The 10135-nt window shown below is 56.2% G+C and carries 15 protein-coding genes; 3 read left to right on the top strand and 12 right to left on the bottom strand.

The genetic code is table 11. The features are described from left to right. Positions 1 to 32: 32 nt before the first annotated feature. The 3 genes from mobV to ACTNBZ_RS11400 all read right to left on the bottom strand — a co-directional run bounded on the left by mobV (position 33) and on the right by ACTNBZ_RS11400 (position 2081). Positions 33 to 977 (bottom strand): MobV family relaxase, encoded by a 945-nt coding sequence (mobV, locus tag ACTNBZ_RS11410; RefSeq protein WP_002334814.1) that lies wholly within the window; start codon positions 975 to 977, stop codon positions 33 to 35. Positions 978 to 1160: 183 nt separating this feature from the next. Beyond that, positions 1161 to 1556 (bottom strand): replication initiator protein A, encoded by a 396-nt coding sequence (locus tag ACTNBZ_RS11405; protein ID WP_002588752.1) that lies wholly within the window; start codon positions 1554 to 1556, stop codon positions 1161 to 1163. 111 nt (positions 1557 to 1667) lie between these two features. Next, positions 1668 to 2081 carry a cysteine-rich VLP domain-containing protein gene (locus ACTNBZ_RS11400; RefSeq protein WP_002588751.1) on the bottom strand — a complete coding sequence of 138 codons (414 nt, stop codon included), beginning with the start codon at positions 2079 to 2081 and terminating at the stop codon, positions 1668 to 1670. A gap of 338 nt (positions 2082 to 2419) precedes the next feature. On the opposite strand from ACTNBZ_RS11400, the gene ACTNBZ_RS11395 reads away from it, so the two are divergent. The 3 genes from ACTNBZ_RS11395 to ACTNBZ_RS11385 all read left to right on the top strand — a co-directional run bounded on the left by ACTNBZ_RS11395 (position 2420) and on the right by ACTNBZ_RS11385 (position 4839). Continuing rightward, positions 2420 to 3223 (top strand): helix-turn-helix domain-containing protein, encoded by an 804-nt coding sequence (locus ACTNBZ_RS11395; protein WP_002334816.1) that lies wholly within the window; start codon positions 2420 to 2422, stop codon positions 3221 to 3223. Positions 3224 to 3251: 28 nt separating this feature from the next. Further along, a complete protein-coding gene (locus tag ACTNBZ_RS11390) occupies positions 3252 to 3797 on the top strand; it encodes an AAA family ATPase (RefSeq protein ID WP_001071501.1) in 546 nt (181 codons plus the stop codon). 175 nt (positions 3798 to 3972) lie between these two features. After that, positions 3973 to 4839, top strand: a complete 867-nt coding sequence (locus tag ACTNBZ_RS11385) for an aminoglycoside 6-adenylyltransferase AadE (RefSeq protein WP_001255868.1) — start codon at positions 3973 to 3975, stop codon at positions 4837 to 4839. On the opposite strand, the gene ACTNBZ_RS11380 is transcribed toward ACTNBZ_RS11385, so the two are convergent. The 9 genes from ACTNBZ_RS11380 to ACTNBZ_RS11340 all read right to left on the bottom strand — a co-directional run bounded on the left by ACTNBZ_RS11380 (position 4788) and on the right by ACTNBZ_RS11340 (position 10119). After that, a complete protein-coding gene (locus ACTNBZ_RS11380; protein ID WP_002334817.1) occupies positions 4788 to 5198 on the bottom strand; it encodes a hypothetical protein in 411 nt (136 codons plus the stop codon). The genes ACTNBZ_RS11385 and ACTNBZ_RS11380 overlap by 52 nt on opposite strands. A gap of 239 nt (positions 5199 to 5437) precedes the next feature. Further along, the gene (locus ACTNBZ_RS11375; protein WP_441210011.1) at positions 5438 to 5575 is read right to left on the bottom strand and encodes a helix-turn-helix transcriptional regulator; all 138 of its coding nucleotides are present in this window, start codon (positions 5573 to 5575) and stop codon (positions 5438 to 5440) included. Between the two features lie 133 nt (positions 5576 to 5708). Beyond that, on the bottom strand, positions 5709 to 6167 hold the full coding sequence (locus ACTNBZ_RS11370; RefSeq protein WP_441210009.1) for a carbohydrate-binding protein: 459 nt from the start codon (positions 6165 to 6167) through the stop codon (positions 5709 to 5711). A 9-nt stretch (positions 6168 to 6176) separates the two neighbouring features. Continuing rightward, positions 6177 to 6743 carry a DUF2313 domain-containing protein gene (locus ACTNBZ_RS11365; RefSeq protein ID WP_441210007.1) on the bottom strand — a complete coding sequence of 189 codons (567 nt, stop codon included), beginning with the start codon at positions 6741 to 6743 and terminating at the stop codon, positions 6177 to 6179. A gap of 13 nt (positions 6744 to 6756) precedes the next feature. Beyond that, a complete protein-coding gene (locus tag ACTNBZ_RS11360) occupies positions 6757 to 7812 on the bottom strand; it encodes a baseplate J/gp47 family protein (protein ID WP_441210005.1) in 1056 nt (351 codons plus the stop codon). Between the two features lie 13 nt (positions 7813 to 7825). Beyond that, positions 7826 to 8167: a hypothetical protein gene (locus ACTNBZ_RS11355; protein ID WP_441210003.1), complete on the bottom strand. Its 342-nt coding sequence runs from the start codon at positions 8165 to 8167 to the stop codon at positions 7826 to 7828. A gap of 2 nt (positions 8168 to 8169) precedes the next feature. Continuing rightward, positions 8170 to 8598, bottom strand: a complete 429-nt coding sequence (locus ACTNBZ_RS11350) for a hypothetical protein (protein WP_441210002.1) — start codon at positions 8596 to 8598, stop codon at positions 8170 to 8172. 1 nt (position 8599) lies between these two features. Then, complete coding sequence (locus ACTNBZ_RS11345; protein ID WP_441210000.1) at positions 8600 to 9547, bottom strand: hypothetical protein; 948 nt, start codon at positions 9545 to 9547, stop codon at positions 8600 to 8602. Further along, on the bottom strand, positions 9547 to 10119 hold the full coding sequence (locus tag ACTNBZ_RS11340) for a LysM peptidoglycan-binding domain-containing protein (protein WP_441209998.1): 573 nt from the start codon (positions 10117 to 10119) through the stop codon (positions 9547 to 9549). The genes ACTNBZ_RS11345 and ACTNBZ_RS11340 overlap by 1 nt, the downstream gene beginning before the upstream one ends. Positions 10120 to 10135: the final 16 nt, after the last annotated feature.

Below are 10135 nucleotides of genomic sequence, written 5' to 3'. Positions count from 1 at the left end.
ACAGAGGCGGCGAAAATTTCTGCTTATATCTATCACCTTTCCTTTACCGTGTGCCGCTGCTGACGTTTCAGTTCCGCCAGTATATCCGGCGGGATACGGTCAACCAGCCGCTGTAAATTGTCCAGTTCGCTTTTCAGCTTTGCCCGTTCCATCGTATCTTTCATCTTTCCTTTTTCGCTGGCCTTTGCCCTTGCTTCCAACTTCTCATTCTCCGCCAGCAGGTCATTGATTGTGACCTTGTACTTTTTCAACTGCCCGGAGAAATTCTCCATCTGCGGGAACCACTTTTTCAGCATGGAGAGGGCTTCCTCTTTTTTCTTTCCGGCGTTCAGCGGGTTAATGCCGTCCAGTGTGGCTTCAATGGCTCTTGCCTGCCGGGAGAGGGAAACCGCCTGTTTGAAAAGCCGGGTGGGGATATGCTTCCGGCCTGTCCTGCTGGCGCTCTCCCCACGCTCCAAGTCAGGATATTTCTCCACCATATAGGCGTGAAAATCGTCCTGCCACTTCGTCAGGTTTGCCCGGTTGCCGATAATCTCCTTTGCACACAGGCGGTTGTCCTTTGTCAGCGGAACAAAGGTCAAATGCAGGTGGGGCGTTTTCTCGTCCATGTGTACCACCGCCGACACGATATTTTCCCGTCCTACCCGGCCAATGAGGAAGTCCGCCGCCCTCTGGAAAAACGCCTGTATCTCCTTTGGGGATTTCCCCTTGAAAAACTCCGGGCTGGCAGTTACCAGCGTATCGACAAACCGTGTGCTGTCCTTGCGGGTTCGGCACCCGGCCTGTTCAATGCGGTTTTGAATGAAATGATAGTACCTGCCCTCTGGCTTGACGATATGAAAGTTGTACTTGCTCCGGCTTGTGTCAATGTCGGGGTTGCTGGCGTATTGTTCTTTCTGTCTTTCGTGATGGGCTTCCAGCGGCCTTGCCGGGTTGCCCTTGTGCTTCTCAAACCGCAAAATTGCGTGTTGTGCCATTCTGCTCCTTTCCCCATTCCTTTCCTATCCGGGGTTTTCCACAGGGAAAATCCCGCAGAAATTAGCTCGGATAGGATTGGAATGGATAGAATATAAATAAATCTTTTTAATCTTTGTATTTCTATATACCGTCCGGTTTTCGTACTTCCGGGGAGTGATTTCCTCACTTCATAAGTACGGTTTTCAGCCCTCCGGCGTACCAGAACCGGATTTCTTGAAGTCGGTGTTTGGAACCGCTTCATAGGATTTTGGGAAAATGCGGTTGGGTTTTCCACAGCCCTGCTTCTGGATCTCCACCAGCCCGGCGTATTGCAGTTCCCGCAGGGTGTTTACCGCTTTCTGCCGCCCACAGTGGAGCAGGTCAACCACCTCGCAGATGGGATAGTACAGATAAATCCGTCCGCAATCATCCGCCCACCCATTCTTGCGGGATAACTCTGTCCGGCGCAGGATAAAGGCGTACAGAACCTTTGCCTCGTTGGACAAGGGCTTGAATGTGGGGGCTTCAAAGAGGAAATTCGGGAGCCGGGTGAAGCTGAACGCCTTTTCCGGCTGATGGATATAGATGGTATTTGTCATAGTGCGTTTTGTGGACGGTTAGAAGCCCGTTTTCCGGGGCGGGCGATACTTTATACCACCAGCCCCGGTTTGGGGCTTGCGAAGCCTGATAAATCAAGGCTTTTTTCGCTCCTAACTGTCCACAGCAGACCTCCTTTTCCGTTCACTTTCTGTTTTCTGCCGCCTGTGAACTCTGGCGGCACAGCCGGGGCAGTATTTTGCCCGGTTGGATTTGGGGACGAACACACCGCCGCAGACCTCACAGCGTTTCAAGTCCTTATCCCGGAAAATCTCCGCTTCCAGCGTCCCGTCCAGCGGCAAGACCGCCCAGCGGAACCACTTACAGCAGACCGAGAAAGAAATCGTCTGCGGACAGGTGCAGGTGTCCCCATCGTCAAGGACAATGCAGTTGCCGTCCTCACAGCAACAGCACTCCCGGCGTATCAGGCTGGCCGCCTGTTTTCTCTGCGCCGGGGTCATGCGGTAAAGGGAACCGTCCGGCCTGCGTTCCAGCGGCGGCAAGTCTTTATAGGGGTTATCTCTCATGCGTTCCCTCCATTTTGCTTTCCGTTGCCGTTCTCCCCGAAAAGGTTTCCTGCCCCATTCCTGCGGCGTGTTCCGGCGTTGGCACGCTCCTCGCAACTTCGGGACATTTTGTCCCGAAGTCCGACTCCTTGCGGTGCTTCCCCAGCCGGGGTATTCCTTTTCGGACGGTCATTCTGTTTTCAAGGTGCCGTCCATCGATGAACTACCCTAAGTCTACACGAAAAAAATGCAATTCCCGGAATATTGCGAGAATTGCATTTTGATGAAGTTTACACTTTGGAAATTGCATTTTTGCAATCATTCTGTATAATGGAAGTATGCGGAGGAGGTGCGTATCTATGGCTTTACCCGGAACGCCCGGACAGCGGATTTCCGATTTATGCAACGGGAACCACATCACACAAAAGGAACTTGCGGAGAAGATAGGCGTTTCCGCTTCCCAGTTGAGCCGCATTGTCAGCGGCGAAACAAGAACGGTCAGCAGTGATATTCTCATAGGTGTGGCAAAGGAATTTAAGGTATCGACAGACTACATACTGGGCTTGTCTACCGTGAGCGTTCGTAAAAGCTACGATATTTCTGAATTAGGCTTGTCCGAGGGAGCCGTGAGGGGGCTTGTGACGGGTGCTGTTGATGTGCAAATCCTCAACCGCCTGTTGGAACACAGGAATTTTCCTAAGCTGATAGATTTGATACGGATTTATTTTCAGGATACGGCGGCAAAGGGCATAACAGCAAGAAACCAGCTTATCGAGATGGCAACGGCTTCCCTGTCCGACCTGATGAAAGAACACCCGGAACACCGGGCAGAAGCGAAGCAGGATTTACAGCTTTTGAACGCCCAAAAGATAGGGGAACATGAAGCGGAGATTGAAAAAATCAAAAATGTGTTCCTGGCTATCCTGCGGGACATTAAGAAAGACATTGACAACGGGGAACAGCCGGGAGAAGCTGTGACCGCCGCTATGTTCCAAGCCATGCGGGACGCACTGGCGGAACAGAAACAAAAACCACTTTCCATTGACGATGTAACGGCGATGATAGCTGGACAGATCGGACAGCTTACACCGATGGATAAAGAAACTGTTGAAATGTTCCAGCAGTTTGCGAAGAAGATGATTGAGCAGGCAGGAACAAAGTGATAAATTTGAATTGTGAGGGAAAATACAGATGAATCAAGGAAGAATTATTGTGATTACAGGCTCACCGGGGACAGGAAAAACAACAACTGCGTCAATTGTCGCAAAGGAATCAGATATGGATAAATCAGTGCATATGCACACCGATGACTTTTTTCATTACTTAAGCAAAGGCGCAATACCACCACATTTGCCAGAATCCAACGAGCAAAATCTGGTTGTCATTGAAGCCTTTTTAGAAGCTGCAAAGCGATATGCTCGTGGCGGATATGATGTAATTGTAGATGGGATTGTCGGGCCATGGTTTTTGGAGCCATGGAAAGCTCTTGCCCAAGAAGATTACGAGGTACACTATATTGTATTAAGAGCGAGTAAAAAAGAAACTATGAAGCGAGCTGTGGAACGCTCAAAATTAGATAGAAAAACAAATATTGAATTAGTGGAAACAATGTGGGAGCAATTTTCCGGTTTGGGAGTATATGAATCAAATGTCATAGACACAACTACATTCACAATTAAAGATACGGTTTCCGCAATAAAAGAAAGAGTTGCATGTGGGACGTCTTTACTATCTTAGACATTCCCATTTGTCAGGAAGATAGCAAAGCCAGCCGAGCCAGTCAACGGTCAAGATGAACGGCGCATTTCATGCGCCGCCGTTGACAGTCCCGCCCGTCTTTGCTAAAGGGTAATCAAGGCGGGAAAGCCCTAAAATGGCTTCACACCTATTTCAATAATTGGAGGAGATAAAAATGAGATCAGAAAAGGAAGTTTATGATATTGTTTTGAATTTTGCAAAAACAGACAAACGCATTCGCATGGTTACTTTGGAAGGATCTAGAACAAATACAAATATTCCGCCTGATGATTTTCAGGATTTTGATATTACTTTTTTTGTTACGGATATGGACAGCTTCACAAGTGATGATAAATGGCTAGATATATTTGGTGAAAGGTTGATTCTGCAAAAGCCGGAAGATATGGAATTATTTCCAGCTGTAGAAAAGGGATTTTCATATTTAATGCTGTTTACTGATGATGTTAAGATAGATTTAACTTTGCTGCCGCTGGAACTGATAGACGAGTATTTTACATGGGATAAACTGGTAAAGTTACTGTTGGATAAAGACAACCGTATCGTAAAGCCGCCAATACCAACGGATATAGACTACCACTTGCAGAAGCCTACTCAAAGAATGTTTGACGATTGCTGTAATGAATTTTGGAATACTACAACATATGTAGTAAAGGGCTTATGCCGCAAAGAAATTCTTTTTGCTATTGACCATATGAATGATATAGTACGAAAAGAATTGCTTCGCATGATTTCCTGGCTGATTGGTATCAAACAGGGATTTCATTTCAGTTTGGGAAAAAACTATAAATTTATGAAGCAATATGTCCCAGAGGAATTGTGGGAACGACTTATGTCCACTTATAATATGGATTCCTATCCCCATATGTGGGAATCCTTTGAACAATGTATGGCATTGTTCCGGGAGGTTTCGTCAGAAGTGGCATGCCAGTTGGATTACCAGTATCCACTATATGATGAAAAAATCAGTAATTATGTGATTCGGCAAAAGAAAAAATATGGCATTGAAGATGATAACAAATAAAATTTTTTCAATCGAAAAAATTTATTTTGATTATTCAATTTTGAAAAACTGAATACCTCAAAATCAGAAAGAGAGCGGCCAAGCACTTTGAGGGATTGGCCGCCTTGTCCACCCATCCAGCGGGACAGCGGGCGGAGGTCAAGGCCGGGTGTAAACCCGTTCATTTCAGCCTTGACGGTTGCCCGTTGTCCTGCTACTTTTCCGGGAGTGTGGCCACAACTTCGGGACACTTTGTCCACAAGTTGGAGCGTAGGACGAGGAACTGGGGCTTTCATATACGCCCTGTCTGCTGATGAGTCCAGACCTGCGCTTGCGGCTCCACGCCACGCAAGCACAGCCCTGTTTTCCTGCCGCTTCAAATGCCCTTGCCCTCCCCGGCGGCAACGGCATTTTCACGGCAACGCCGGCAGAGCGTATAATACACTACACTTTGCTTCGCAAAGTCGTGTGCCAAATGGGGGCGTTGCCCCCTTTGGAAACCCCCACAAGAAAAGGCGGTACGCTACCCCTCCACGGGGCGCATACCGCCTTTTCTTGTTATCCAGCCCTCCGGCTGTATCGGTTGAGCAAAAGTCCGCGTGGGATTGATGTGGTATCTTTAACTTTGGGAAACTCCCCGCTCCCATTTGCTGACCGTCCGGTCGCTGATCTGAAGTTCCCGGGCCAGTGCGCACTGCGTCATTCCCCGTTCCAGCCGGAGTTTCCGGATCAGCGGCCCCATTTTCTCACAATCCATGGCTCATCGCCTCCTCCGGTCCCCAGTATAAAGCATTTCCCGTCCCCGCGCAATCAACGCTCCGTAGAGTCTCTCCGGTCCACCTGTGCCGCCGGCATGACCAGGGATCTTTTGATGCTCAGAAGATCCCTGGTCATACCTCCTCTGCCTCCCAGCCCGTCACATTGGGAGCGTATACGTTGGCGTCCATAAGGGAACGGTAGACCACTCCCTCAAAGCGCACCCGGTCTCCCTTGGCATAGGCGTCCTCGGCACCCAGGGGCTGCTTCCACTCCGGTATGGCCTCCGGCTCCTCCGCCGTCACGCCCAAGGGCGTATACAGCGCCGGAGTGTCCCCGATGGGCCAGTCAGCCTGGCTGGTGTGGTCCTGCACCACCCGGTAGAGCCGTCCTTCCTGGTCCGAGATCCGCTCTCCCTTACAGTAAGTATGGCCCGGCGTCCACTCGTCGAACAGCACGCCCACCTCCGCGGCCGCGCTGTCATCCAGCGCCCCGGCGCTGAGTCTGGCCAGCCGCTCCACCGCCTCCCACACCCGGTCGCTCTTTTCCTTCTCGTACAGTATAAATCCCTTTTTGTTCTGGATCGTTCGCATCGTTTCCTCCTATCGGACCAGCTTTTCCAGCTCGCCCCAGGTCAGGTCCATCTCCTCGATCTCCCCCCAGGTCTGGAACCGCTCCTCCATCTGTTCCCATGTGATATACCAGTATACATAGGTCACCAGCAGGTGGCACGGGATGATATCTTCGATGATCGCCCGCATCTCTTCGAATCCTTCTGGCACGCCGGGCACATCGGGGAAGCGTACCTCCACCCTGCCGCTCTCTCCTGTCTCGCTGGCCACGGCGTTCAGGCCGCATCCGCGCAGATTGTCGTTGATGGCCGCCAGGGTAAAGCTGTCTCCGCCGATGCGCAGCAGCGCCGCCAGGGCCGCCCGGCGGTCCTCCAGTGTGCCCGCCACCGGCTTTCTGGCCAGAAGAGACTCGATTCGCTCCAGTCCCATCCCCTCCGCCGTGCTCAGCACCATCTCCCGCTCGATGTCCTCCAGTTCCTGTTCCACGCCGTCCAGGGCCGCGCCGATGCACTCCAGCTCACCGCCGTTGACCGTACCTTCCAGGTCATAGACCCCCAGTGGGGCCAGCAGGTCTTTTAAATACGCTCCATAGCTCATGCGCTCCCTCCGCTCACGGCATGTCCGTTATGGTCAGGGTACCCAGTCGGGGCAGCTGGTCGGCCTCCGCTGCCACATCCTCCGCCGGTATGGTCACAGCGCAGTTCCCCACCGCATCCAGGGCGAAGATCAGGCCGCTCAGTTCGGCCCGCAGCACCTTTTTCCCCAGCCGGGTACCGTCGAACCAGCCTTCCAGCGCATCGCGCACCGCCGTCCGGGCCTCCTGCCCGCTGTACCCCTCTGCCGGGGCCACCGCCACTGTAATGTCCACCCTTATGACTGAGGGAGCCCGCACCGTCACGTCCACGGCGATCTCCCGGCGCTCCTCAAAATACCTGGTCAGCTCATCCAACAGACTGCTGTCGGGCAGGCCCTCCCAGGTGGACACCACCACGTCCACGGTGCCGATTCCCCGGCTCCTGGGCAGGACGGCCGCCGCGGCCACCCGCTCAAAGGACATGGCCCCCTGTTGGTAAAAGGCTGTATTGGCGCCGTTGGGCATCCGCCGAAAGGTCTCCAGCACCCGCGCCCGCAGCTCCTCGTCGCCCTCCCGGTCCATGCCTCCGGTAAAAGCTGCCGGGTTGGTGCACCAGCTCACTCCCACCGGCGCCACCGCCATGGCTGTGATCGTCCCGGCCGCCGCGTTGCCGGCGGCGCCTCCCTCCACTGCCTCTGCCCGCACTTCCACGGAAGATTCTCCCGCCCGCAGGACAGCCTCTTCCGTAGTCTGGAAGCGCACCAGCCCTGCCGTCATACACACCGTTCCTGCCGGGATGGTCAGATCTGCGGCGGCTGCCTGTCCGGTCTGGAAACAGATGGTCCCTGCCGCTTTCACCGCGTCCCGCCGCTCCAGCCCCCGCAACAGGGCGTGCCGGTCCAGATATTCCCCTGCCGCCGTCTGGGGGAAGCACTGCCGCGTCACCCATTCCCCCTGCACATACAGGGCGTGCACCTGGGCCGCCGCCGCGTACAGGCGTACCGCCAGATCGCCGTTACCCGCGGCCTCATGGCCCGTCCTGTTCAGGAAGTCCGCCCGCATCTCGCGGTAGATCTCCTCAATGCTCTTCACTCCACTCCCCCTCTCAGATCCAGGTCTCCACCGACAGCGGCTCTCCCCGCCACAGCAGATATACTTTCAGCCGTCCCTGTCCGCTTTCTTCCGACAGCGTCACGCCGGTAATCTCCAATTCCTCCTCGTCGGCCAGGGCCTGGGCCGCATACTGCCGGGCCATGATCTCCCGCTGGCTCTTTTTTACCGAGGAGAGCCGGTAGAGCTGGCTTCCCAGCTCAGGCAGCAGGGGAAACGAACCCCGCCGGACCTGCAGCTTGAAGAGGACCCGCTCCAGCAGCTCTTCGGCTCCCTCCGCCGTGCGGAAGCTGCCGCCGCCGGGCACGTAGTCCCCGTCCCGTATCATCAGCTCCATCGTCATTCCTCCGTACTGCCGCCGCTGTCCGCGCCGCTCTCTCCGTTTTCTCCGCTCTCTCCGTCACCCTGACTGAGGAGCACGCCGTTTACCATCACTTTTCTGCCCGTGATGGCCACCGTGCCGTCATTATACAGCCGGATGGCGGCCTTTCCGCCGCCTGAGAAGAGATACACCTCCCCCGGTGCCACCGTGCCGGCGCACCGGGCTCCCGCCACGCAGGACTCTTCTCCTGCATCTCCGGTCTTCAGGACCAGCACCTCCTGGTCCAAAGCCGGCCTCCAGCAGTAGCCGCCGGGCCCGAACACCGGCAGGTTCCTTTGCTCCTCCGCCGCGCAGGCGGCCGCCGGGTCCCCTTCCAGGGTGACCCGGCCCACCTGGGCCGTGCCCCGCTCAACGGGGCGTTCTTTTCCCGCTCTGGAGATCCACAAATCAGTTTTCCCCCTCGTATGTCAACACCAGCTCCGTATAGCGGCCCCCGGCGTCCACGCCGGTCTCGCTCTCCCGGACCCGCCATATCCCCGAGACCTTGGGCCGCTCCAGCCGCAGTTCCACCAGCTCTCCCGGCCAGGCCAGGCCGCCCGCCGCCGCCCGCAGGGTCACCATCCGCCGCTCCTCGGCCGACCTTTGGAGCTGATATTCTCCGCTGTACCGCATGGCCTCATAGCCGCTCTTTCGCGGCAGGGTGAGCACCTTCCGCCGCTGTCCCCCCTGGTCCAGAAAATTCTGGTCCACCACCCGCCGGGATCCCCGGCCGGTCCGGTCCCGCACCAGCACCTCGGAGAGCACGCCGTACCGCTTCTCGTTCAGCGCCAGACGTGTCACCGGGGTCTCCGGTCCGATGATCCGCCGCGTATTCTGTTCCAGTCCGTCCAGCCGGAGCCGCCCCTCCCGGTCGAACCACGGGATCACGCCCCCGTGATACCGGGCGAAGCGGTACAGTACCGCCCACTCGCTGCTTCCCGTGTCCACCGAGAAGCCGGGCACCGCCGGCAGCCGGGCCGCTCCCGCCGCGGCAATGCCGTAGGGGGTCACGTGATCCCGCAGGACGTCGGCCAGTGTGGCCACCTGGTAGTCGGCCCCCACCGCCTCGTTGTCCAGCAGCAGCGCCGCCATGCCCCGTCCGTGGATGCGCAGCCGCCCGCCCTCCGGCCCCCAGGCCGTCTCGCACTCGTCCACCACGCCGGTGAACTGCTTCTCGCCATCCTCCGCCGCATGGAATCGGGTGGCCTTTCCCAGAGCGGCGGCCGCCGCCTCGTCCCAGATGCACATAAGCTGGAAGCTGTCGCAGGGCTCCCCCAGCCCGTAGCAGAGCTTCCATGTCAGCGTCTGGGGCAGCTCCATCCGGCTCCCATCCCAGCCGGTCAGCCAGAATTCCATTATTTTACCCTCACCTTCTCCCCCACCAGGATCCGGTTGGGGTTCTTGATCTGGGGGTTGAGGTTAATGAGCTCGGTCAGGCTCACGCCGTACTTCCCGGCGATGGCCCACAGGCTCTCCCCCCGCTTCACCGTGTGCCACTGTCCGCCGCTTCCGCCGCCCGCGCCCGTCCCGGCGGACGCGGAGCCGCCGCCCTCGGTCCTGAGCTCGCCCTTGTAGCCGTCATAGCTCTCCCAGAAGGTGAAGGTGTAGCGCACATAGTCGCTTCTGGGCTCCTGCTTCAGCGAGAGCTCCACGAAATAGGCGTTGGCGCACTGCCATACCGGATGCACCAGCATCCCCGGCCCCTCCCGGTAGAAGACGGCGGCCAGCGCCTGAAACTGCCGGTAGGCGTCCGGACCCACGAACTCCCCCTCGCCCCGCATCACCCGCCGGGTGGGACCCAGGTCCTGCAAGTGATAGCGCCCGAAGGGCACCTTGTTCTCCGCCATGACCCGCTCATATTCGATGGTATAGGTCCTCGGGTTGTGGGGCCATACAAAGTCCTTATACCGCATGGTATTCAGCCGCATAGTTCTCCTTTCCGTC

Origin of the sequence: Pseudoflavonifractor sp. HCP28S3_F10 (genome assembly GCF_052065415.1) — a bacterium.
Lineage (GTDB): Bacteria > Bacillota > Clostridia > Oscillospirales > Oscillospiraceae > Pseudoflavonifractor_A.
This window is presented reverse-complemented; position numbering and strand designations above follow the sequence as displayed.